The organism is Actinoplanes sp. NBRC 101535 (assembly GCF_030269225.1).
Taxonomy (GTDB): domain Bacteria; phylum Actinomycetota; class Actinomycetes; order Mycobacteriales; family Micromonosporaceae; genus Actinoplanes; species Actinoplanes rectilineatus.
The window spans coordinates 1-22,830 of record NZ_BSSY01000035.1 but is presented as its reverse complement, the minus strand read 5'-3'; the positions used below and the strand labels follow the sequence as shown (position 1 = coordinate 22,830).

The following is a 22,830-nucleotide window of genomic DNA, read 5'->3' as shown; positions in this document are numbered from 1 at the left end:
TCGTGACATGCCAGGTGTTGCTCGCGTCGACGCCCGGCGCAACCGGGAGATCGTGCTGCGGACCGCGATGCAGGTGTTCGACGAGGACGGCATGGACGTCTCGCTCGGCCGGATCGCCCGCCGTGCCGGGGTCGGGGCGGGCACGGTGTACCGGCATTTCCCCAGCCGGGAGATCCTGCTCGAGGCGGTGCTCGCCGAGCATCTGGGCGGCTTGGTCCGGGCCGCCGAGCGCCGGGAGGGCCGGATGACGCCGGGTGACGCGCTCTTCGGGTTCCTGCTGGACGCGATGGAGAAGTCGGCCGGGCGGGGCGCGGTCTGCGAGGCGCTCACCGAACGCAGGGGCTGGCCGCACACCACGCTCGCGGCCGCGGTGCAACGGTTCCGGGAGGTGCTGGCGAGGCTGCTGAGCAGCGCGCGGCGGGCCGGGACGATCCGCGACGACGTGCAGGCCGACGACCTGGCGGCTCTGGTGGCCGGCGGGGCGGCATTACTGGCGGCTCATCCGAGCCGGGTACGCGGGCTGCGCCTGGCCCGGGTGCTGCTGGACGGTCTGCGTGTCACGCAAGAGGACGGGTTCCGTGACACGCCGGCCGGGCGGCGTCACGGAACCGGGGCGGCGGATCGGTGCGGGGAGTGCGGGGAGCGCCTGCGGTTGCGGCCCACCGGGCGGCTGCCCCGGTTCTGCGGGCCGACCTGCCGTCAACGTGCCCGCCGTCGCCGGCTCGCCACGGGAACGTGACCGGACCGCCTGGCCGGGATTGATCTCATGTCGCGGGGACTCCCGCCGAAGAGTGCGGCATGAGGGCAGCCCTGCCGGCTGCGGCCGGTCTGGGTGTCGCGCTGCAGATCGCGTTGATCGCCACCGGCCTCGCACGGCCGCTTCTGCTCGCGGTCAGTGTGGTCGCCGTGCTGGTGGCGGTCGGGGCGGTGTGGGTTCTCGCCCGGCGGGCGGTGCACGCGGCGGGCCGGGAGCGGGTGGCCTGGACCGTGGTGGCGGTGGGCACGCTGCTCTGGATGGTGGGTACGGCGCTGAGCCTGCGCACCGCGATCGTCCGGGACATCCGGCCGCCGCCGCAGCCGGAGGCGCTGATCGGCGGGACCGGCGCGATGCTGGCGATGCTGTGCCCGATCGTCGGGCCGAGTACGTCGCTGCCGTGGCGGGAGCGGCTGCGGATGGCCACCGAGGGCGGGATGGCGGCGGCCGCGCTGTTCGTCCCGGTGTGGGCGTTTCTGCTGGCGCCGGCCTACCGGCATGTGGGTGGCGTGTTCACCACGGTGATCGCGGTGGCCGTGTGCGTGCAGATCATCACGACGGCGATGTCGCTGGTGCTGCTCTCCCGGCATCAGGCGCACGGGCCGACCGCGTTCACCATGCTGGCCGCCGCGTTCGGGGTGTTCGGCGTGACGACCGTGGTGTACGGGGCGTTCGTGCTGACCGGGCGGTCGAACCAGATGGCGTCGGTGTCCGCGCTGATGACCGTAGGCACGTTCCTGCTGCTGGCGATGGGCCGGTACCCGATGCCGGCGGACGTGCCGCCGTGGGGTGGGGCGGCGACCGGGCGGCGGGCCGTGCTGCCGTACCTGCCGGTGCTGGCCGCATTCCCGGTGGCGGCGACGCAGTGGTTCACCGGTGGTTTCGACGGGATGCTGTTCGCGACGATGTCGGCGTTGTTCGCGCTGATCCTGCTGCGCCAGTTCCTGGTGCTGGGTGAGGTGGAGAAGGCGCGGGCGGAGTTGCAGTACCAGGCGACCCACGATCATCTGACCGGTCTGGCCAATCGCAAGCTGCTGTACGAGAGGGCGGCCCGCTGGGGGCGCGACCGGACACCGGTCGCGTTGCTGCTGCTCGACCTGGACGGGTTCAAGCAGATCAACGACCGGTTCGGGCACGCGGTCGGCGACGAGGTGCTGGTCGAGGTGGCGGGGGTGCTGCGGGCGGTGATCCCGGAGCGGCACACGGCGGCGCGGCTGGGTGGTGACGAGTTCGCGGTGGTGCTGGATCCGGCGCCCGAGGTGGCTGAGGTGGCGGAGCTCGGTGAACGGATCGTGGCGGGGATCAAGGCGTGCGGGCGGGTCGGGGTGAGTGTGGGGCTGGCGCACGAGCCGACCGGACGGGCCACCCTGGGGATGATGTTGAGCAATGCGGACGCGGCGTTGTACAAGGCGAAGGCGGCCGGCAAGGGACGGGTGGTGCTGGCGCCTGTTGCATTGACATGACTCACTGCCTGCGGTGACTATGGGAGCGCTCCCACCAGCCACTTCGCCGACCGGAGAGCCCGTGAAAACCTGGAACCGGCTCGCGAGCGCCGTCCTGCTCGTCGCCGCCACCGCCACCGTCCCCTTCTCCCCCACCCTCCCCGCCGCGGCCGCCGCCACCGATGTCCGCGTCGACGTCGACGTGCGCGCCGGACTCGCCACCGTCGGCGACACCGCGATCGGCGTCAACCACGCCGTCTGGGACTCGCAACTCGGCACGCCCGCCGTCACCGGCCTGCTCCGCGACGCCGGCGTGCAGATGGTCCGCTACCCCGGCGGCTCCTACGCCGACATCTACCACTGGGAGACGCACACCGCGCCCGGCGGCTACGTCGCCCCGGACACCGACTTCGACACGTTCATGGCGGGCGCGCGGGCCACCGGCGCCGAACCGATGATCATCGCGAACTACGGGACCGGCACCGCCCAGGAGGCCGCCGACTGGGTGCACTACGCCAACGTCACCAAGGGGTACGCCGCGAAGTACTGGACGATCGGCAACGAGAACTACGGCAACGGCCACTACGGCTCGGCGTGGGAGGCCGACGACCACGCCGACAAGAGCCCCCGCGAGTACGCGGCGAACGTGGTCGCGTACTCCCAGGCCATGAAGGCGGTCGACCCGAGCATCAAGGTCGGCGCGGTGCTGACCATGCCGGGCAACTGGCCGGACGGCATCATCGGCACCGGCGACACCGGCACCTGGAACTCCGAGGTGCTCAGCCGGGCCGCCGCGGCCATCGACTTCGTGGACGTGCACTGGTACCCGGGCGGCGCCGGCGCGGCCGAGACCCTCACCAAACCGGCCCAGATCACCGACGCGGTCCGTCTTCTCCACGACCAGATCCAGCGGTACGCGAACGGCCGCGACATCCGGATCAGCATGACCGAGACGAACGTCGACATCGGCCGCAACACCCAGCCGGGCGCGCTGTTCCTGGCCGATGTCTACAGCGGCCTGCTCGCCGAGGGCGTGTTCACCGTGCACTGGTGGAACGTGCACAACGGTCTCGGCACGGTGTCCGAGGTCGCCGGGGAGACCGACTACGGCGACTACGGCCTGCTGTCCAGCGGCAACTGCACCGCCGACGGCACGGTCTGCCAGCCGCCGCTCAACACGCCGTTCGCGCCGTACCACGCGCTCGACCTGACCGGGGAGTTCGCCCGTCCCGGGGACCGGTTCGTCGACGCGGGCAGCGACAACAACCTGGTCAGCGCGCATGCGGTACGCCGCACCGACGGGACGGTGGCAGTCCTGCTGATCAACAAGGATCCGGACGACGCGCACCAGGTGTCGCTGAACTACCACGGGTTCACGGCCGCCACCGGGCCGGTGGACGTGGCGACCTTCACCAACGGGGCCGACGGGATCACCCGGAGCACGTCGGCCGGCGCCGGCGAGCAGACGCTTGACGCGTACACGATGAAATTGATCTCCCTGCGCCCGGCCGCAGCCCCCGCAGGCGGCCCGAAGGCACCGGCGAAACCGACGGTGACCGCCACCGACCGCACCGCCACGATCACCTGGCCGGCGACGGCGAGCGGCATGAAATACGAGGTCTACCGGCAGAACAACGGCGCCGCGGAACTCTGGGGCGAAACCACCGGCACGTCCCTGACCGTGCGCAACCTGGAACCGGGCCGCCGCTACACGGTCAACGTGCTGGCCCGCGACAGCGCCGGACGGCTGTCCCCGCCGTCGGTTCCGGTGACCTTCAGCACCGGAACCCCGGCCGGCGCACCCTGCACGGTGACGTTCCGGGACACCAACGACTGGGGCAACGGGTACGTGGGCCAGATCGACATCACCAACGACACGGACGCCCCGGTCAACGGCTGGACCCTCACGTTCAGCTGGCCGACCACCTGGCAGACCCTCGGCAGCGGCTGGAACGCCACCTGGACCGCCGACGGCCGCACCGTCCGGGTGACCAGCGACGGCACCCTGGCCGCGGGCGGATCCACGACGGTCGGGTTCGTCGGCGACTACAGCGGCCCGAACGTGCCGCCGACCGTGTTCACCCTCAACGGCAACACCTGCACCAGCGCCTGACCGCCGCCGGATACCATCGCCGCGGAACACCGGCGAACGGATAATCGGAGGTCACGTGGCACCGGATGACATCTCCCGCGGCGAGGCGCAACGCCTCCGCGGCCTCGACGGCGCGGCCCGGCTGGGCCGCACCTTCGAGATCATCGCGGATCGGGGCGCGCTGTGGGTCTGGGGCGACGAGGACGAGGTCCTGTTCACCGAGAACGGCGAACGGCAGACCCTGCTCCCGGTCTGGCCCCACGCCACCGTGGCCAGAATGGAGAACGAGGGCGAGGTCAAGGGCGAGCACGCCATCCGCATCCCGGTCAAGGAGTTCCTGACCGAATGGCTGCCGCAGCTGGAAGAGGACGAGGCGCTGATCGCGGTCTTCCCGGTGGAGGACGAGCACGCCGCGGTCCTCACCCTGGACGAGTTCCGCACCGGCCTCAAGCGCTGACGCGCCGGCGGCGGGTGGACGTCGCGTCTACTCGCCGCTGAGTGCCTGTCTCTCTACTTCAAGATTGAGTTGAGGCCGGTTCTACGCTCGGGGAATGAGCGGTGTGAAGCGCGCTGCTCGGGGCTGGTTGTCGCTGGTCCCGCAGCCGACCAGCACGCCCGAGAAGCCGTCGCCGCGGCGGTGCCCAGTCTGTGGTGACCGGTTGCCGGTAGCGGCCCGGCCGTCGACGCTGTTCTGCTCGCCGGCGTGCCGGGCCCGGCACCGGCGCACGGTGCGGCGGAGCCGGGCTCGGATTGTCGCTGTTCGGGTGGACCAGCGGGTGAGGTGCCCGCAGTGCGGGGCTGAGTGGGTGGCCGGTTTGGATCGGCCGCTGTCGGCGGTGTTCTGTTCCCCGCGGTGCCGCACGAGGGCTTGGCGGGCTCGGTCCCTCACATCGGGTCAGGCGGACGGGTGACCGCTGGAGGGGGACTGCGACCTTGCTGACCTGCGGTTCAGCCTGACTGGTATCGACCGTAGTTGCTGTCGGCGGACTCTCTTCGCCGCGCTGCGGGCGTCCGGGTGGTGGAACGATGGTGGCGACGATCGGGCAGGTATCCCAGCAGCGGTACGACGAGCTGGTGGCGCAGTCGCGTGACTTGATTCGTGAGCGGGACCGGATTCAGTTCACGGTCGGCGACTACGCGTTGGAGATCGAGCCGATCGGCCCGCGGGGTGGTTCCCGGCCGCATGATGCTCTCGGCCTGGGTGTAGTCGACTCGTTGCGGATGTTCGCCGAGGACATCGGGGTCACGCCCGCGACGCTGGAGGTGTGGCGGTATGTGGCTTCGCGCTGGCCGGCAGGCCAGCGCCGTGCCGACGTGCCGTTCCACATCCACCGGGTGCTGGCCACGATCGCCGATGCCGATCAGCGGTTCATGGTGATCGGCGAGCCGCCGGTGCTGGTCCGGACCGGTGAGCGCCGCTGGACCGAGGACGAGGCGAAACGGCGGGTGGGCTGGCAGGTCGCCCGGCCGGAGACGGTCCAGGAGAAGGTCATCGCGGTGCATGACCTGGTCACCGACGATGAGGTCGCCACCCGCGTCGCCACGGATCTGCTGCGCCGGCCCAAGGTCGCGTTCAAGGTGTCGACCGAGACCTCGGTGCAGGATCGGGTCGGTGCGGTGCATGAGCTGGTCCGTGACGACGAGGTCGCTACGCGAATCGCCACCGATCTGCTGCGCCGGCCGGAGGTCGCCGCGCGGGCGATGACCGACACTTTTCCGGATTACGATCCGTCGCTCACGCTGAGTATCAGTAGAGCGCGACTGGCGCGCATTGCGGCAGAAGCGGATGTGCTGGGGCGACTGGCGTGGGCGGGGTCACCAGTAGAATCCCAGCGTGTCCGATCTTGCTGCCCGGTTCGGCCAGCTCGCTGGCGAGTATGACTCCCGAAAGGGCGCTGCGACCGCGCTTGTCGGGCGCTGGGACTGGTACAACTGGCCGGGTCTTGATCTTCGTCCGTTGCACTTCGAACGGGATCTGCGCAAGGCCGGCCGCCGTTTGGACGCCAGGCCGCCGCGGGATCGCGATGCTCTGCGCATCGGGTTCGACGCCGAGGATCGCGCGGTCGTGATCGAGGAGTACAGCGGCTTTGTCAACGGCCGCCTGTACTACGAGACGTTCGTCAGCCACCACGGCGACGTGGTCGAGGCGGCGCACTTCGATAGCCAAGGCCCCCTCTACCTGCACGAGTACCACTTCGTGGACGGGCTGATGCGCTCGGCCGACACGGTCGCGCGGCGCGGCTCGGGGCGCGAGTCGTACGAATACAGCGATGGACGGATCAGCCGGGTCGCGATCGAGCACGACGGCCGCACTACTTCGATGCTGACGGCGGAGCACGACGACTGCGGCCTGGCCCGCCTCGTGGAGGTCGTGGGCCACCGCAGCGAGGTGCGCTATGAGCGGCCGCCGCCCGGATTCGACCTCCAAGCGGCGTGCCGAGCCATCGAGGACACACTTCTCACGCTGATCCCCGATGCCGTAGCGCGCCTCGCAGTCGAGGGCCCCGCCGCCTGCGTCGCGCTGAGCTATCGCCGATCAGACGTGCTGTCCTTCGAGGTCCATGGGGCCACGGAAGACGAACGCGCCGCCCTGGCAGCGATCGACGCCCACGCGGCATGGTCGCCAGCCGACTTCGAGGCCAGCACCGACCTCAACCTCGACGGCGCAGGACCGGTGCGGCTGGTACGACAGGAACTCGCCCTGCTCGACGCCGACGCCCTCAATGCCGCCGCCGGATCCGAAATTGGCCGCCGGCTGCTGTGCTCGGTGGCCGCTCGGCTCAACCTCCGCGACTGGTCGGACACACTGCCAGTCGCCGGAGACTTTGTGATTTACCCGGTCGATCTCGAGATGGTCGACCTGGAGCGGAACCTGGCCGACTGCGTGCCGCCGGACAGGCTCTCCCGGCTACGCGACCGCGGCTTGCTGTGACTGCCCCGGCCAGGGCCGAGCCCTCATCCGCACATCGGCAGATCCGGATGCTCGCCGCAGGATTGAACATCACCCTGCGTGCTTGGTCCTGCCTGCCGATAGCGGCTATCCCGTGATGATCGGCATGCCAAGGTTGACGGGGCCGGCTGCGGAGCGGCCGCGTGCGATGCTGCGGTCCAGGCTGGCGAGCTTCTCCTGGGCCTTGGTGAGGCTGGTTTGGAGGCCCTGGACCTCGCCGAGCCAGCCGTTGATGCGGGCTTCGGCGATGCGGTCGGTGAGGTTGTGGATGATCTCGATGAGTCGGCCTCGTTGTCTGGGCGAGACCCGGAGCATCGGACATCTCAGGCACGAGTGTTCATGCTGGCAAGGGGTCCCGTAGGGGCGGGCGCAGTCGCCCAGCTCCAGTTTGCGAGCGTGGAAGTGCTGCTGGAACTCGCGCCACTCCTCGTCGGTGGGCTCACGGTACTCCTCGGCAGGGCGGACGCCTCGGCGTTTGTCGAGGAAGGTGCGGTAGGAGCGGATCAGGTCCTCTTGGAAGACCGCCAAGTACGTCTCGGTCGTGGTGATCGAGGCATGACCGAGCAACCGAGCGGCGATGTGGACTGGCAAGCCGCCGATTACCGCTTCGGTGGCGAAGACCCTTCGGAAGTCGTGAGGGGTGTAGCGCAGCGGCTGGCCGGCTTGGTCGGTGAGCACGGCGCGGGCGAGGGTGTCGTTGAGTAGTTGGTAGACCATGTTGGTGCTTATGACGGTCCGTTTCCAGCCGATGCGGCGTTGGAATAGGTGCGGCAGGGCGGGGCTGGTGACGAGTTCGTGCGGGTCGTAGCGGGCGAGTAGGGGGACAGTGCTGTCGTTGTCGCCGCGGAGCCGGGTGATGATCGTAGCGAGGACGCTGGCGAGTTCGGGGCCGACGAGTAGCAGCCGTTCCTCGTTTCCCTTGGATGGAAGGATCTGCAGCAAGGGGACGATCTCTCCGGTGTCGGGCAGCCGGTAGGACACGAGTGCCAGGTGCGTGAGTTCGAGGAGTTCTTCGAGGCGGACGCCGGTGTGCCGGAGAGTTTCGATGATCGCCCAGGCCCAGAATGCGTCGTCTTCGTTGCGGGTGACGTCGAACTGCTCACCGGTGGAGATGTCCTCGGCGAGCACCAACTCCAGTGCCCACTCGGCGATGTCGAGGTAGAAGGAGCGGACGGTGGCCATGACGCTCTGCCAGTTCTCCCGGGAAACCAGCTGCTTGCCTTCTCGGCTGATGACCTTCACGCGGTGCTTCCAGGCCTCGGCCACTTCGGCGGGCAGATGGATGGTGTCGATACCCGGATGGTGCCGCTCGATGTCGGCCCAGAAAGCACCCACCAGTTGGCTGGCCAGGCTCGCCAACGAGCTGTAGTCCAGGCTGGGCCGACGCTCGTTGAGGTAGCGAACGAGCAGGTCGCGCACGGGCCGGCACTGGATGATGTGCCGGTCGACCATGGCTGCTGGCGACAGCGGGCCGCGCGCCAGCGTGCGATGCAGCGGCAGCCGCTCGGCGAGGACTCCTACGTCTCGGAGCAGATCCCACGCGGCGTAGAGCCCCGCCGGGACACTGCCAGCGGAGTCCTTCCCCCAGGCGTGATAGGCGAGTAGATCCTCAGCGGTGAGGTCGACAGGATCGCGCCCGGTATGGAAGGAGATCTTCACCAGGCAGTTCTCCGCCGTACTGAGCTGGCTCGGGATCATGCCGCGGGCATGCCCGGCCCGGGCGACCTGCTCGAACAGTTCCGCGCCGAACTCTCGCTTGGCGTAGCGGTGCAGGCCCGAGGTCCGGTAGTTCTGGAGGAATCCGTAGCTGGGCGTCAGCACGCGCTTGAGTAGCAGTGCCGATAGCCCTTCCGTGGTCACCTCGCGGCGGGTCGGCTCGATGCGTCCGAAGCCGTTCGTGACGGTGCTGATCCACTCGGTGGAGGTGTCGGTTCCGGCAGCCAGCCACCGCTGCTGCCATCCGCCTCCAGGGTAGGTGGCGAGCCAATCGAGGATGCGGGACGCGCCGCGCCGCCACTGCGTTGCCTTGGCCCGGCTGCGTTTGGTCGACGGTGAGGGCCAGGTCGACAGCTGCGGCAAGGCATCGATGATGGCCTCAGCGGTCATGCCGTCGATGGGCCCGGCTCTGTGCTCCTGCGGGGTCGCAGGGCTCGCCTGGCTCTCGGTGGCCGACTCCGATACGGCGGCGAGATCCGGCCTCGTGGTGGTCGTGGTCATTGCGGTAGCCGTCCGAACAGAACGGCGAGATCGGCGGCCTGGTAGCCGGTGGCCACCGGCTGTGGAGGCTGCCGGGCGCGGTCTTCGCGTTCAGCGAGGTGCTCGGCCACCCGGCGGATCACCCGGGCCTCGTCCTCGACGAGGTAGATGTCGCTGGTGGTGCTGAGGTGGACGTGACCGAGGATGGTTTGCACGTCCCGCAGTGACAGGCTGTCGTCGCGGCTCATGCGAAGCGCCGCCGTGTGTCGAAGATCGTGCATCGTGTAGTTGGTGCCTAGCAGGGCGTTGACCCGGCGGAACACCGCGCGGAGCGCCTCGTAGTTCATCGACTGGCGGCGTAGGCCGTCGCCACGGTCACGGCGCCGCAGCGTCCACCAGACCTGTTCGTTCGGTTCGAGTAAGCCGAGTTCGGCAAGGTAGAGACGCAGCCAGACGAACGCCTCTGGACTGGCCGGTAGCCACTGCTCGGCACCGCTGCCCTTGCGGCAGACACGCACCAGTTGCTCGCCCCAGTTCAGATCAACACCTTGCAGGCCCAGCAGCTCGCTGGCGCGGGCGGCGCAGCTGACGTCCAGCGCCACGATCGCTCGGTCCCGGTTGGAACGCAACGCGCCGAATAGGTCCTTCCACCGCTCGTCGGGGATCTCGCGGGGCCGGGCCTTGGGCACCCGCGGGTTGTAACGGATCCGGCCCTCAGCACGAAAGGGCTCCAGCGGGTTGTGATGGGCATGCGGCCGGCGCCCACGGCGGTCCAGAGGCACCGGATTGATCAGAGGCCCGTCGCCGGCCTCAATCCAGAACTCGTAGAAGCTGCGGATCACCGCGTTGCTGTGCCGAACGGTCCGGGGCTCGTAGCCGTCGCCGAAATGCCGCTTGCGGGTAACCGCGTTGATCGTGCCAGCCGTGACGGTCGAGCCTGTGCGCGGCGCATTGCGCAGCTTGTCCGCCTGGCCGAGCCACAACACCAGGTCCCGCACCTCGGCCGAAGTGGCCTTGTCCCAGTCGACGTCGACGGCCTGCAACCATCGCCACCACCTCAGCAGACCGTAGGCGTAGCTGCGTACCGAGCCGGGTCGGTTGCGCGCCGCGAAATCCCGCAGGAATCGACGGACCGGCACTACGGGCACACCATCGGGGTCGATCACCAGCCACGGAACGACGCCCTCGGCTTGAGCCACCCGTCCCCACCGCGGCAACCGGATCGCCGTGATGTCCCGTTCTTCGGCATCCAGCTCGAACCTCATGCAGTCTCCTTCAGCCAGGCTGCATGAAGGTGTATTCGTCAAGCGTGATCAGTTCAGCTCTCGTGACGGCGTGTCGCCGGGTAGTCCGGTCAACAGGACCACGGCCCGGCACTCGGTCAACCGCGCCCAGCAGACCAGGCCCGCCAGGGCGGAGAGCTGGTCCGCCAGCGCACCCCCGCGCTGCAGAACATCGAGCACACCAGCGAGTTCCTCGACCTGGTCGGTGCGTGCGCGCAGTTCGTCGCCTCAGCCGGCCGGATCGTGCCGGGCTTGCGCGGGCTGAACTACACCGACGACGAGAAGGCGACGGTGCAGCGCAACCTGGCCCGGGTCCGGGCGGCTGCGGACTGGATCGAGGGGGCGGTCGCCACCGGTCAGGTCACCCCGGAGGAGGGCCTGGCCCGCCTCCTGACCGGCGAGTAACCCGGCCATGGGACGGTGCCCGCGAACGTCTCCGGTGACCTGGTCCGGGTCGCATTGATGGAGGCCCGCCCAGCCGGGCTGACCACCCGGCAGCTGGTGGCCGCGACCGAGCTCAGCGCGTATCAAGTCCAGTCCGGACTGCGATTTCTGCGCGAGATCCTGGCCGCGCAGAACCTGACCCCGCTGACCTGGACCCGCCGCGACGGCTATCAGCTGTCGACGGACCCGGCCGACTGGATCGCCTACGAGCGGGCCTGCGTGCGCATCGAGCTGACCCGCATCTCCCGGTTTCTAAACAACACGGTCATCCCGCACGCGCAGAAGCTGCCCGACGACGAGTGGGTGCAACTCGTGCTGGGCCAGCTCACCGGGGTCAAGTCCGCCCTGGGCCTGCTCGTGCGCAGCGCATGACCACGATCGTGGGCGAGGAACTGGTCACCTACGACCGGGGCCTCGTGCGCGAGGAGATCAACCGCATCGCCCAGCTGCTGGACACCGTGATCATCCCGCACGTCCAGGACCACCCCGACGACGAGTGGGCGCAGCTGGTGCTCGGCCAGCTCGTCGGCGTCAAGACCGCCCTCACGGTGCTGGCGCGTGACGAATGAATGCCACGATCACGGCCCTGCCCCGCCGGCGCCGCTACCCGTCGGACACCACCGACACCGAGTGGGAGATCCTCGCCCCGCTGCTGCCGGCCCCGGCTTCCACCACCCCGACCGGCGGCCATCCCGAAGCGCACCCGCGCCGGGAGATCGCGGACGCGATCCGCTACGTCGTCGACAACGGCTGCAAGTGGCGAGCCCTGCCCTCGGACTTCCCGCCCTGGAAGACCGTCTACGGGTTCTTCGCCCGCTGGGCCAAGAACGGCGTACTCGACCACGTCCGCGATCAGCTGCGCCGCATCCGCGTCGACGCCGGCCCGGTGCCCCCGCCCGGTCACCGCCATCATGGACTCCCAGAGCGTCAAGGCCGCCGAGACCGTCAGCCGAGATACTCGCGGGTTTGACGGCGCAAAGTTGATCAATGGGAGGAAGCGGCACCTGATCGTGGACACGAAGGGCCTATTGGTGACGGTGAAGGTGACCCCGGCGGACGTCACCGACCGGGACGCCGCCCGCAAAATGCTTCCTGAGCTGCGCAAGAGCAACCCGGAGCTCACCCTGATGTGGGCTGACAACGCCTACACAGGGTTGGCCGACTGGGCGCGCAACGATCTCGACCTCACCTTCAAGGTCGTGAAGAAGCCACCGAACCAGGTCGGCTTCAAGGTGCTACCACGCCTTCTGTGGAATCTGTTTGTCAAGTTCGTGGCCGTGGAGCATGGGGTTTGGCCCGTTCGCAGGCATCGGTAACAACGAGGAACGCCGCTGGCGCCGCATCCCTCGGATGCTCACGAGGGTCAGGCTGTGGATTGGAGCCTTCCGAGCGCGACCATACGGCGCATGACCGGGATCGGGATGACGGGGTTGCGGGCAGCGTAATCCGCACTGTCCGCATCGAGCAGCAGCGTCACGAGGGCTTCGAGCGGCATCGAGGGATTGAGCCAGGCTCGCCGGCGAACGCCTTGGTCGGTGTCGGCAGCAAGTCTTCGGAGCGATTCTGGCGAGAGGCGTTGGTCCTGGCCGGCGGCTCTGCGCACGATCGGATCGGGGTCGCAGCTGAGCTGCTCGGCGAGCGCATTCGTGGAGGCCGGGTCGGTGAGGGCGAGGGCCCGCAGACGAGGGTTCGGGTCTGTCACGTAGTGCAGCAGATCGTCGCGGGGGAAGTTGGGGTGATTGTGCGGTCGGCCGGGGAAGGACAGGCTGCCTTCCCACCACGCGGCCACCTCCAGGAGCATCTCGGGTGGGGCGTCGTCGCATGACTCGGCGAGGAAGAGCCGCACGACGCGGTCCTGGTCGCGGGCGAGCGCGGCCGCCACGTCTGTGGGCAGGCGAGGTGCCCTGGCGACGCTGCGTCGGATCAGCAGTTTTGGCGAGGCCGCGAGTTGGAGCATGGCTTCGGCGTTCTCATGCAGGGCGCCGATCCACCAGAGCGCCACCGTCCGGTCGCCCGGGTCGATGTCAGGCGCTTCGGCGGCCATCGCCGCGATCTCCTCCGGCGTCTGGGGCGGCGTAGCGTCGGGGTGCGGAGCACGGCCGACACCACGGCCGCCGCGGGAAAGTCGCCGTGCGGCCAGTTGCTCCGCCGCGAAGCCCGCGAAGAGTTCTCGCTGCCGCGGATTCGGCGTGGTGGCGACAAGCCGGTCCCACTGCGTGGCGGAGAGGTGACCGGAATCCGCCGCGATGGCGCGCACGTCCCCGGCATTGTGGATGACTGCGGCATCTACGACCTCGGGCGGTACGTCTTCCCGAAAAAGAAAGTTGGCCTCGCCGGCATCCAGGAGGCTGAGGAACACGTCGACAGGCGCCGCGCGGTTGAAACCGAGCCCAGAGAGCCAGGACCGGGCTACTCGCCGGTCGAGGTCGGTAGTGGCAGTCAGCCTGGTCCAAGTCCCGTCAGGCGCGTCGGCAGGCTGCATGTCGGTCATCAGTCAAAGGCTAGAACACTGGACCGCCAGCCGACCCGAGGCCCGGGCGCATTGCGACCAGAGCAGCGGACTTGCATCGGCCGCGCCACGCCGGCGCAGCGCGGGTGACAGGTTGCGTCCGGATCGGTGCCGGCTCAGGCGTGTCCGTGCCGGACATCGATGATCGGCAGCAGCGTTGCCGTGGCGGGGATGCCGATCTGACGCGGCGTCGGCCCCGCCGGAGTGGGCACGTCGGTCAGTCGTTCCAGGAGTTGGTCGAACGCGGCCTGGCCGTCGTCGACCGCAGCCTGCTCGTCGTCGGTGAGTGGGATGCTGGCCAGCATCCGCTGAAGGTTGTTTTTGGCCTCCAGAAGCTGGCCCTTGCTGGAGGCTTTCGGCGTGTAGAAGTCGCAGCGGGCGCAGGCCATGCGGTGCTGGCATTGCTCGAAGAACGTGTAGGTGCAGTAGCCGTGCCCCATGTCGTAGTACTGCCAGGGCTCGCCGGCGGCTGCCGTGCCGCTGGTGACGGCGTCTCGGTCGACGAGGACCTCGATGGTGCGGACGTTGCGGGCGAAGTAGCCGGCGTCGTTATAGGCCCTGGCCAGCGTGTTCGGGGTGATCTTCGCGTAGTGCTGGGTGGATTCGGGGCTGCGGTGGCCGAGCCAGGCTTGCAGCTCGAACAGGGTCATGGGTTCCTTGGCGTTGTAGAGCTGGCTGGCGATGGTGGAACGTGCTCGGTGGCTGGTGATGTTGCCGCGGACATCGGCGGTGGGGACGCCGGCCTTGCGGCAGAGTGCCGGGATGATCGTGCCGTTGAGGTAGGTGTTGGCGACTCGACGGGCTCTCATAGCGAACAGCAGGTCGACGTGCTCGCTGGTCTTGCGGTCCAGCATGCGGGGTTGCTGCGGCCGGAGGCTTTGCCATGTCTCGATTGCCTTGCCCAGGAGCGGGTCGACGGGTTTGGTGAACGAGGTGCCGGTCTTGTGGGCGGGGACGTCCAGCAGACAGACCGCGTCTCGTGCCAGCACCTCGTCGGAGTCTCCAGGAATCGGGAAGCCGTCGTGCTGCCAGCGGACGCAGCCGACGCGGAGGCGGACGATCTCGTTGCTGCGCAGGCCGCTGAACAGCCAGGTCAGCGACAAGGCTCGGAGGAGTTCGAGCGGGTAGCGCAGGTTGTTGAGACTGGTAGGCAGATCTTCAGGCTCGATGTTGAGTCCGGCCCACAGCAGCTTGGCCCGGATGTCATCGGCGATGACGCGGGGATCGGGTCCGAGCATCGCGTGGATCGTTCTGGGCGTGGACAGTGCCCGTACGGGGTCGAACCGCCGGGGGATCCACTCCCATTCCTGTAGGTCGCGGAAGAACACTCGGGTCGCGGTGAGGTAGCCCGCCTTGGTGTGCGGTGCGACCGGCTGCCCCACCCGTTTCTCGTGGGCGGCGAGCTGCTGGACGTAGTCGCCGACACGGAGGCTGTTGACCGCGGCGACCCAGGCCGCGCAGGTCTGCCGCGTCCATTGGGCCGGCTCTGTTATCTGCGGGTGTTCGGCGGCGAGCCAGCGTCCGACCTTCGACAGCACGGAGCGGTGGTTGCTGCGGACCTTGGGCGACAGCGTGGAGGTGGTGTGCCAGCGTTCGAGCCATTCGGTCCACGAACTGGAGGCGCCCTCGATGGCGGGCATCCGCCGGCGGTTCGGAGTCGGCGGCGAGGAGCAGTGGCCGAGGGCGGCCGCCGCCCGCTGGATCCCGTACAGAGCACCGAGATGCCGCTCGGGCATGCGGGGTGCTGCCGGATCCGGTGGAACGCTTCGGTGGTCAGATCGTGCAGCATCGGACTGCGGTTGAGCAGGAGCGCCTGGCACAGGACCGGAGAGATCCTGGAGTCGACGTCGTCCTCGATTTGATAGCCCCAGCCACGAAGCACGTGCGCCACCTGCTGCTGCGCGTCGTCGACGCTATCTTTGCCGAACACGCGCCAGGCCAGCGGCAGCCGCTGGAAACGGCCCAGCCGGTCGAACTCGGTGAAGCCACTGAGCAGGTAGGCGTAGGCGGCCAGGTATGGGCGCGCGGTCTTACCGGCCCATCCTGGCGCGTTCGCGGCGAACTGGCTGGCACTGCTGCCGATCAGAGCGAGCCAATCCTCGGTCGACCATGCCCAGACCGTCCGGTCGTGTTCGACAGAGCGCAGGAGAATCAGGGCGATGGCGTCGTCGACGCCACGGCGGTACCAGCCGTCATCGGGACACCACAGCGATGAGCGCACGTCGTCGAGCGGGCGAAGCAACCGTCCAACAGCCTGCCAGTGAAAGGCCTGGGCGTCGTAGCCACCGGGGCGTCGGCGCAGGTTCGTCCCCAAGCAGACAAGTGCCTCTCGTTCCGCGTCGGTAAGCTCGGGACGCCGGTCGTAGCGGTCCGGGCGCACTGGCCACGGCCAGGACCGGGCCGCGTCCGTCGCGACGGCGGACGCCTGCAGCAGCGCGGTCATCGCGAGACCGCCTCGCCGGCGGGCTCGCCCAGGCGAGCCAGCATCTTCACTCGCCAGCCATGGATCTGCTCCATACCGCGGTTGAGCTTGGCAGCCAGGTCACGGCCGGACAGGTGGATGTAGGTGAGCGTCGACTCGGTGTTGCGGTGGCCGGCGAAGGTTGCGATCGCGTGCAACTCCCAGCCCATCCGGGCCAGATCGGTCAAGCACAGGTGCCGCGTGGTGTGGGTGGAGAACCGGGGAATCTCGGCGGCGAGCGCAATGCGCCGGATCACCTTCGACCACGTCCACAAGCTCAACGGCTGGGCGTGATTGCGCCGCGATTCGGACAGATACAGCGGGCCGCGAGCCCGGCTGATCGTCGCTCGGTGCGCCAGATACCCCAACAGCAGGGCCCCGGTCGGCGCCGAATATGGCACGACCCGCTCCAACCGGTTCTTCGTCGTCTCCGCCCGCACGCGCAGCGTGCGGTGCGCGGGTCTAGGTCGTCGGTGCGCAGCGAGCACAGCTCCTCGCGCCGCAGCGCCGCGTCGTAGGCCAGGGCGAGCATGACGCGATTGCGGATCGGCTCGGCCGCGGCGACGTCCAGAATCGCGAGCCACTGCTGCTCGGTCGGGATCCACGGCAGTTTCGTCATTCTCGGGACCAGTCCGCGCTCGTGCCCGCCCCGGCGCCGGCCCGGCGTGTAGCGGCCCCGGCCGACGGATTGGACTCCCGCAGCCCCTCCTCCATCAAGTAGTCGTAGTACAACCGGACCGGCACCAGCCGCTGTTGGATCGTGGCATTGGCCAGGCCCGAGCCGGAGTCGATCGAGATCACGTTGGCGCCGCGGTGACTGGGACGCGACGTCAGCTCTCGCACGTACACGGCTATGTGTGCGCGGTTCGCGGTGAGCGGGTCTACGCCCGTGCGGTCGCACATCGCCAGGTACTCAGCGAGGCCGCGAGCGTAGGCGTCGATCGTCCGTGGTGCCCGGCCGAGATCGGTCCAGACCTGCAGCCACTCGGCCGCCCGCTCGTGGCGCCCGAGCACCGGCCACTTGTGCTGCAACACCGTTTCGGTGCTCAACAGCTCACCCCCAGTTCCGTGGTCGTACGGCAGGCAAGGATCTTCCTACCGCCTGATTCCACGTAACTATTAGGTGGATCGTCGAACGTTCCCTGTCCTGGCTGATGCGGGCCCGCCGCAACGCCCGCGACTATGAACGCCTGCCTGACCACTCCGAAGCCCACATAACCTGGGCGAACATCACCCTGATGACGCGCCGGATCACCCGCACGGATGTGCGACGAGCGGCAGTACCCAAACCCATCGCTGCCGCCTGATCCGTCGGGGTATCCGGAGAGACGCGGTTCGACTGGTTGCGCCAAAGTCCACCGGCATAATCGTGCCGTGTCAGAACGTAGAGTGATCGATCGGTTGATCGCAGCGGCCGCCCGGGACCGCCTACGCCCACTCGGACTCCAGCAGAAGGGCCGGAGCCGTCTGTGGATCGCGGACGAAGGGTGGTACCTGATTCTCGTTGAGTTCCAGTCGGGCAGCGGGCCAGGCAGCTACCTCAACGTTGGTGCCATGTGGCTGTGGGCGGAACGCGGTCATTGGGCGTTCGACGAGGGCTACAGGATGTACTGGCGAGAGCAGGACGGCTCGTCCACCTATCGCCCACCCCTCGGGGAGCCCGGATGGACCCAACACGTCCGGTTCCTTAACGCCGGCCAGTTCGCGGCCGACATATCTCAGACGGCTGCCGTTGCCGCAGGTCAAGTGGCCAAACTGCGAGAAGAGTTCAAACACCCCAGAGCAGTGGTCAAGCGCCTCGCTTCCACCGCGGCGCGGCCAGGCGAGGATCCCTTATGGCACGCCTTCCACGGCGGCGTCGCTGCGGCCTGCATCGGAGATACGGTGACGGCCGAGCGCTACCTCAAAGATGTGGTGTCGGCCGAGATCACCCACGAGTGGCAGCATGCCTTGGCGTCAAGGGCTGCGACACTTCGCGGACTTCTTGAGCAGCCAGATCAGTTGCATGACATTCTCCAGAAAATGATCAATGAAGGCCGGCAACTACTCGGCCTCCCGGAGACGAAGTGGTCGGAAGACTGGTAGTACTCGTTCACCGGTAGATCCGGGCGCTGGCCCAAGAAAGGCGCTTCCGCGGTGCCGGCGTTCGGATAGGCGTCACTGTGACGGTCAAACGAACGCCTGCGCCGTATCCCTGCGGGCTGATACTGGCGTCACCTGCAAAAACAGGTTCAGAGACAGCCACTGACGGCGCTTGGCAGCTCGTCCATCGTGGTGAAGATGTGCGCGGCGCCGGCGTCCAGCAGGACCTGCGGGGTGTTGTGCGACGGGCTGTCCGGCGGGCAGTAGCCGAACACCGTGGCGCCGGCGGCGACGCCCGCGCGTACCCCCGTCGGGGTGTCCTCGACGACCGCGCACCGGGCCGGGTCGACGCCGAGGGCCGCCGCGGCCGCCAGGTAGACGTCCGGGGCGGGCTTGCTGCGCGGGGTCTCCATGCCACTGAAGATCCGGCCCTCGAACACGTCGATCAGGCCGACCTTGGTCAGCTGCAGCTCGACCTTGTGCCGGTCGGCGCCGCTCGCGCAGGCCAGCATGCCACGGTAGGAGCGGTCGATCTCGCGGACGGCGGCGACCGCGCCCGGGATGGGCAGCAGGTCGAGGGCGAGGGCGTCGTTGCGACGCTTGCGGAACTCCTCCAGCCACTCCTCGGTCACCTCGAACCCGGTGTGCGCGAAGATCACCGCGGTCTCGTCGCGCAGCGCCCGCCCGACGAACAGGCGGAGACTGTCGGACTCGGAGACGAACCAGCCGAGTTCGTGCAGCATCGTCCGGAGCACGGAGTTGGTGATGCGTTCCGAGTCGACGAGCACCCCGTCACAGTCGAAGAGCACAGCGGCATAGGGAAGAACCATGCCGGTGACCCTAACGTGCCGGGCCGGACCGCTGGAAACGTCCGCGGCCAGGGGTGCGAAGCCCGTCCGCATGGTGACTTCAGCCGCGCTGGCCACGCTCGTAGTGGGGTGTGGTGAATACGGGCGTGCTGGGCGCCCCAAGTCACCACACCCGCCGTGGAGCGTGGTGACCGGGGTTAGCCTCAGGACGTGATGACCGTCGGACGGCTGTCGGCTCTCTGCACCGGCGCCGGGCTGCTCTTCGCGATCTCGCACCTGACGGGTGTCGCCACCACCCTGACGGTCGTACTCGGGGTGGCCGCCTACTGCACGGCGCTGGGTGCGGTCGCCATCGGCGTCCGCCGGCACCGCCCGTCCGCGCGACTGCCGTGGCTGCTCGTCGCGGGCGGGTTGTTCGGCAACCTGGGCGGGGCCTCGACCTTCTACGTGTACGCCGTACTCGGCATCGCCCCGCCGGGTCCCGGACCGCAGGACGTGTTCTTCCTGCCCGCCTATCCCCTGTTCGCGGCGGCCCTGGTGCTGTGGCGGGTGCGGCGCGGCGGCCGGGACACGGTCGCCGCCGTCGACGTGACCATCGTGATCGCGGTGGTCGGCACGCTCGCCTGGCTGACCCTGATCATGCCGTCGTCGTCGGCGCCGGGCCTGTCCACCGGGCAGGTGCTGATCGCCACGCTGTACCCGTGCGGCGATCTGCTGATCATCGCGGCCGCCCTGCGCATCCTGCTGAGCGCCGAACGTCCCCCGCCGGCGTTGTGGCTGATCGTCGCGGGTGTCACGAGTTTCCTGATCACCGACGTCGGTTTCGCCGTGAACACCGTCTATCTGGGTGCCCAGCCGGAACTGATCGTGCTGTTCAGCACGTTCAACTATCCGGCCTTCGGACTGATCGGGGCGGCCGCGCTCCACCCGTCGATGGCGACGCTCGACCAGCCCGCCGCGGCGCGCAGCGACGGCCAGACGCGCGCCCGCCTTCTTCTGCTCGCGACCGCGTTGTTCCTCGCACCGGTCGCCCAGTTCGTCTCCTACCTCACCGGGGCCACTCAGTTCGTACCCATATATGCGTTTTTGTCAATGGTGTTGTCGGCCCTGGTGATGACGCGGATGTGGCTGATGCTCGGCGAACAGCGCCGCCTGGCGGTCACCGACGGCCTGACCGGGTTGCACAGCCGCCGCTTCTTCGAGGAGGCACTGGGCACCGCGACCGGCCGCCGCACCGGAGTCATCGGCGTTCTCCTGGTCGACGTCGATCACTTCAAGAAGATCAACGATGGGTACGGGCACGCCGCCGGTGACGCGGTGCTCCGGGAACTGGCGCACCGGCTGAGCGCGTCGGTCCGCACCCAGGACGTCGTCGCCCGTTACGGCGGTGAGGAGTTCGCCGTCCTCCTGCAGGAGGTGGACACCACCCTCGCCCGGGCCGTCGCCGAACGACTCCGCGAATCGGTCGCCGCCACCCCGATGGACGTGGGCGACGGAGTACTGATCCCGGTGACCGTCTCGGTGGGGGTCTGCACCCAGCCGGTCGCCGAGGGCATCGGTGACCAGGTCATGGTGCGTGCGGACCGGTCGCTGTACAGCGCGAAGGAGCACGGTCGCAATCAGGTGGTGGTCGCGGACGCCCTCGCCGGGTGACGCCGCCGGCCGTCAATCGCCGCGGTCGTCCCCGGCCGGGCCGGACGAGCCGCCACGGTCGTCCCCAGCCGGGCCGGACGAGCCGCCACGGTCGTCCCCGGCCGGGCCGGACGAGCCGCCGCCCAGGCCGGACGGGGCTCTCGCCAAGTCCGACGGGTCGCCGGTCGCGCTCGTCGCGGTGAGCGCCGCGGCGAACAACAACAGCTGGTTGACGGCGCTGAGCAGCACCAGCAGCCCGACCGAGCCCGCGACCAGCTGGTACACCGGGTTGTCCTCGGCGGCCCGCACATACTTGCCGCCGAGCGTCTTGAGCAGTTCGATGGCCACCCCGGCCAGGATCGCCGGGCCGAGCAGGCGGCGCCATGACATGCGTACGCGCGGAAGCCCGGTCAGCGCCCCGCAGGCCAGGACGGTGTTCACGCCGGCGCCCACCAGGAACCCGACCACGCCCAGCAGCAGCCGCGACCATCCGTCGCCGGCGTCGGTCTGCGCGGCGATCCGGCCTGCGACGACCGTCGTCGCGTACGCCACCGCCAGGGAAGCGACCAGCAGCACCGCCAGGCCGGCGAGCACGAGCAGGTCGATGAGCACCCGGGTCGGCAGCCGGCCGGGGTACTCGGGGAGCCGCCAGATCCGGCGGATCGAGGACCGGTACGCGTCGATCCAGAACCAGCCGGTGACCGGCAGGCCGACGAAGGCGATCACCCCGGCCGTGGTCCGCGCCTCGCGCAGCGCCTGCACGTCCAGGCCGGTCAGGTTCTGTCCCACGTACCGCTGGACGGCGTGCAGCACGGCCGGGTCGTCCAGGACGAAACCGAACACCGCGAAGCCGGCCAGCCACGCCGCGAAGGTCCCGAAGAACGCGTAGTACGTCACCGCGGCGGCCAGCCGGCCCCCGTCTGCCTCGTCGTACCGGACGGCGGCCCGCGCCAGATGGTCGACGCTGGGGTGACGCCGCCGCAGCCGTTGCCAGCGCGCCGCGATCCGTGTCACCGGCACCCTCTACCCCGCTACCGCCCGGGGTACGCTTTCAGAATCTCCGTAACTAGTACGGAGTTAGTTGCCCGGAGGTCCCATGAGCCTGAACCACCGTCTGGACCGCCTCCTCGAGGCCGGACTCGCCGACGCCACCGGCCGCACCGAGGCGGAACTCGCCGCCTGCGTCGCGGCGCTGCCCGACGAACCGGGGAGCATCCTGGCCGTACACCCCATGCTGGCCGGCGCACGTCGACTGGCCCCACTGCTGCGCCGCGGCGACAAGCCCGGCTTCGTCGTCGAGGACATGACCGACCTCGACGAGTTCGCACCCATCGACGGGGTCACCCTGCCCGACAGCCCGCTCTACCTGCTCCGCGAACCCGAACGCGGCGACGACATGCGCAACTGGAGCCCCGACGAGGCGCTCCCGGCGATCCTCGGACGCGGGCGGACACCACTCACCGTCGGCGAGGGCATCAGCTGGCTGCTCCAGGAACCGGCGACGCTCGAACCCGGCCGCTGCTTCATGACGATCGGATCCCGCCGGGCGGGCGACGCTCGTACCCCCGCGCTCTGGATCAGCGGCGGAACCGGGCGCGACGGCCGGGCCCGCCGCGGCGCCCCCAAAGTCGGATGGTGCTGGGCCGGCAACCGCCACACCTGGCTGGGTTTCGCCTCCGCACTGTCGCGCTGACGCAGCGTACGCGCCGACCCCCGCCGACGGTTCCGGCACCACGAACGGTCCGGGCCCGGTGACTGTCGGCAGCAGGGTAGCGCACGTCACCTGACCTGGGCTTTCGTACCCGATGGGCGGCGTCGTACCGTGCCGTCGTGGTTTTCTTCGACGACGCCGACGCGGTCACCGTTCAGCACCCGGACACCCTCACCGACCGGAAGACCGTCCGCGGTGCCGCGAGCCGGCTGGCGGCCGGTGTCGGCGCGGCCTCCCTGATGCTTCTCGTCCTCCTCGCCGCCGGGGCGGCGACCGTGGCCATCACGTACCAGGTGTCGTAAGGGCGCTACGGCGACGCGTTGACATCCTCGCCGCCTTAAAGGACGGCGATTCCAGCCACGCTGCGCGTGGCACGCGCGGCGTTCTGGCGGGTTACCGCTTCACTGCGTGGTGCCGGGACAAGTCCTGGTCTTACCTGCGCTCGACGGTCGTTGAAGTCCGCCT

Annotated in this window: 22 protein-coding genes and 3 pseudogenes; 16 read left to right on the top strand and 9 right to left on the bottom strand. The window is 69.2% G+C overall.

The window, feature by feature from the left end:
- Positions 1 to 7: 7 nt before the first annotated feature.
- From QSK32_RS44730 to QSK32_RS44705, 6 genes are all read left to right on the top strand, one after another.
- Complete coding sequence (locus tag QSK32_RS44730) at positions 8 to 739, top strand: TetR/AcrR family transcriptional regulator (RefSeq protein WP_285475475.1); 732 nt, start codon at positions 8 to 10, stop codon at positions 737 to 739.
- 59 nt (positions 740 to 798) lie between these two features.
- Positions 799 to 2,217, top strand: a complete 1,419-nt coding sequence (locus QSK32_RS44725) for a GGDEF domain-containing protein (protein ID WP_285475474.1) — start codon at positions 799 to 801, stop codon at positions 2,215 to 2,217.
- Between the two features lie 61 nt (positions 2,218 to 2,278).
- The gene (locus QSK32_RS44720) at positions 2,279 to 4,309 is read left to right on the top strand and encodes a cellulose binding domain-containing protein (protein ID WP_285475473.1); all 2,031 of its coding nucleotides are present in this window, start codon (positions 2,279 to 2,281) and stop codon (positions 4,307 to 4,309) included.
- Positions 4,310 to 4,364: 55 nt separating this feature from the next.
- On the top strand, positions 4,365 to 4,745 hold the full coding sequence (locus tag QSK32_RS44715; RefSeq protein WP_285475472.1) for a DUF2750 domain-containing protein: 381 nt from the start codon (positions 4,365 to 4,367) through the stop codon (positions 4,743 to 4,745).
- 764 nt (positions 4,746 to 5,509) lie between these two features.
- Entirely contained in the window at positions 5,510 to 6,169 is a 660-nt protein-coding gene (locus tag QSK32_RS44710) for a DUF6192 family protein (protein WP_285475471.1), read from the top strand.
- Positions 6,123 to 7,220 carry a hypothetical protein gene (locus QSK32_RS44705; protein WP_285475470.1) on the top strand — a complete coding sequence of 366 codons (1,098 nt, stop codon included), beginning with the start codon at positions 6,123 to 6,125 and terminating at the stop codon, positions 7,218 to 7,220. Before QSK32_RS44710 ends, QSK32_RS44705 begins: the two co-directional genes overlap by 47 nt.
- Positions 7,221 to 7,325: 105 nt before the next feature.
- On the opposite strand, the gene QSK32_RS44700 is transcribed toward QSK32_RS44705, so the two are convergent.
- Genes QSK32_RS44700 through QSK32_RS44690 form a run of 3 tightly spaced genes read right to left on the bottom strand, consistent with a single transcriptional unit; the run spans position 7,326 to position 10,897 of the window.
- Positions 7,326 to 9,455 (bottom strand): tyrosine-type recombinase/integrase, encoded by a 2,130-nt coding sequence (locus QSK32_RS44700; protein WP_285475469.1) that lies wholly within the window; start codon positions 9,453 to 9,455, stop codon positions 7,326 to 7,328.
- On the bottom strand, positions 9,452 to 10,699 hold the full coding sequence (locus QSK32_RS44695; protein WP_285475468.1) for a tyrosine-type recombinase/integrase: 1,248 nt from the start codon (positions 10,697 to 10,699) through the stop codon (positions 9,452 to 9,454). Before QSK32_RS44695 ends, QSK32_RS44700 begins: the two co-directional genes overlap by 4 nt.
- A 48-nt stretch (positions 10,700 to 10,747) precedes the next feature.
- Positions 10,748 to 10,897, bottom strand: a complete 150-nt coding sequence (locus tag QSK32_RS44690) for a hypothetical protein (RefSeq protein WP_157411655.1) — start codon at positions 10,895 to 10,897, stop codon at positions 10,748 to 10,750.
- On the opposite strand from QSK32_RS44690, the gene QSK32_RS44685 reads away from it, so the two are divergent.
- The 4 genes and pseudogenes from QSK32_RS44685 to QSK32_RS45815 form a co-directional block, all read left to right on the top strand.
- The gene (locus QSK32_RS44685; RefSeq protein WP_353051022.1) at positions 10,856 to 11,122 is read left to right on the top strand and encodes a DUF6192 family protein; all 267 of its coding nucleotides are present in this window, start codon (positions 10,856 to 10,858) and stop codon (positions 11,120 to 11,122) included. The two genes, QSK32_RS44690 and QSK32_RS44685, sit on opposite strands and share 42 nt — an antisense overlap.
- A gap of 15 nt (positions 11,123 to 11,137) precedes the next feature.
- On the top strand, positions 11,138 to 11,533 hold the full coding sequence (locus QSK32_RS44680) for a hypothetical protein (RefSeq protein ID WP_285475467.1): 396 nt from the start codon (positions 11,138 to 11,140) through the stop codon (positions 11,531 to 11,533).
- Positions 11,530 to 11,730, top strand: a complete 201-nt coding sequence (locus QSK32_RS44675) for a hypothetical protein (protein WP_285475466.1) — start codon at positions 11,530 to 11,532, stop codon at positions 11,728 to 11,730. The genes QSK32_RS44680 and QSK32_RS44675 overlap by 4 nt, the downstream gene beginning before the upstream one ends.
- Positions 11,727 to 12,405: pseudogene (locus QSK32_RS45815) on the top strand (IS5 family transposase); the annotation flags it as partial. The gene QSK32_RS44675 and the pseudogene QSK32_RS45815, both read left to right, overlap by 4 nt.
- A gap of 119 nt (positions 12,406 to 12,524) precedes the next feature.
- On the opposite strand, the gene QSK32_RS44660 reads toward QSK32_RS45815, so the two are convergent.
- Both QSK32_RS44660 and QSK32_RS44655 read right to left on the bottom strand, forming a co-directional pair.
- A complete protein-coding gene (locus QSK32_RS44660) occupies positions 12,525 to 13,652 on the bottom strand; it encodes a hypothetical protein (RefSeq protein WP_052721295.1) in 1,128 nt (375 codons plus the stop codon).
- Between the two features lie 134 nt (positions 13,653 to 13,786).
- Positions 13,787 to 15,406 (bottom strand): tyrosine-type recombinase/integrase, encoded by a 1,620-nt coding sequence (locus tag QSK32_RS44655; RefSeq protein ID WP_285475463.1) that lies wholly within the window; start codon positions 15,404 to 15,406, stop codon positions 13,787 to 13,789.
- Between the two features lie 5 nt (positions 15,407 to 15,411).
- Between QSK32_RS44655 and QSK32_RS44650 the strand changes: the two genes are divergently transcribed.
- Positions 15,412 to 15,885 carry a hypothetical protein gene (locus QSK32_RS44650; RefSeq protein ID WP_285475462.1) on the top strand — a complete coding sequence of 158 codons (474 nt, stop codon included), beginning with the start codon at positions 15,412 to 15,414 and terminating at the stop codon, positions 15,883 to 15,885.
- Between the two features lie 224 nt (positions 15,886 to 16,109).
- Here the strand turns inward: QSK32_RS44650 and QSK32_RS44645 are convergent.
- Positions 16,110 to 16,750: pseudogene (locus QSK32_RS44645) on the bottom strand (site-specific integrase).
- Positions 16,747 to 17,181, bottom strand: a complete 435-nt coding sequence (locus QSK32_RS44640; protein ID WP_285475460.1) for a site-specific integrase — start codon at positions 17,179 to 17,181, stop codon at positions 16,747 to 16,749. The pseudogene QSK32_RS44645 and the gene QSK32_RS44640 overlap by 4 nt, the downstream one beginning before the upstream one ends.
- Positions 17,182 to 17,252: 71 nt before the next feature.
- On the opposite strand from QSK32_RS44640, the pseudogene QSK32_RS44635 reads away from it, so the two are divergent.
- Both QSK32_RS44635 and QSK32_RS44630 read left to right on the top strand, forming a co-directional pair.
- Positions 17,253 to 17,393 (top strand): annotated as a pseudogene (locus tag QSK32_RS44635) (IS5-like element IS4811 family transposase); the annotation flags it as partial.
- A 112-nt stretch (positions 17,394 to 17,505) separates the two neighbouring features.
- A complete protein-coding gene (locus QSK32_RS44630) occupies positions 17,506 to 18,216 on the top strand; it encodes a hypothetical protein (RefSeq protein ID WP_285475459.1) in 711 nt (236 codons plus the stop codon).
- Between the two features lie 146 nt (positions 18,217 to 18,362).
- Here QSK32_RS44630 and QSK32_RS44625 read toward each other — a convergent pair whose 3' ends face one another.
- Positions 18,363 to 19,043 (bottom strand): HAD family hydrolase, encoded by a 681-nt coding sequence (locus tag QSK32_RS44625; protein WP_045748377.1) that lies wholly within the window; start codon positions 19,041 to 19,043, stop codon positions 18,363 to 18,365.
- Positions 19,044 to 19,235: 192 nt separating this feature from the next.
- Between QSK32_RS44625 and QSK32_RS44620 the strand changes: the two genes are divergently transcribed.
- The gene (locus QSK32_RS44620; RefSeq protein ID WP_285475482.1) at positions 19,236 to 20,675 is read left to right on the top strand and encodes a sensor domain-containing diguanylate cyclase; all 1,440 of its coding nucleotides are present in this window, start codon (positions 19,236 to 19,238) and stop codon (positions 20,673 to 20,675) included.
- Positions 20,676 to 20,687: 12 nt separating this feature from the next.
- On the opposite strand, the gene QSK32_RS44615 is transcribed toward QSK32_RS44620, so the two are convergent.
- Positions 20,688 to 21,668: a YihY/virulence factor BrkB family protein gene (locus tag QSK32_RS44615; RefSeq protein ID WP_285475458.1), complete on the bottom strand. Its 981-nt coding sequence runs from the start codon at positions 21,666 to 21,668 to the stop codon at positions 20,688 to 20,690.
- 82 nt (positions 21,669 to 21,750) lie between these two features.
- On the opposite strand from QSK32_RS44615, the gene QSK32_RS44610 reads away from it, so the two are divergent.
- Entirely contained in the window at positions 21,751 to 22,347 is a 597-nt protein-coding gene (locus QSK32_RS44610) for a DUF5701 family protein (protein WP_285475457.1), read from the top strand.
- A 137-nt stretch (positions 22,348 to 22,484) separates the two neighbouring features.
- Positions 22,485 to 22,667, top strand: a complete 183-nt coding sequence (locus QSK32_RS44605; protein WP_045748381.1) for a hypothetical protein — start codon at positions 22,485 to 22,487, stop codon at positions 22,665 to 22,667.
- The last annotated feature ends 163 nt before the right edge of the window (positions 22,668 to 22,830 follow it).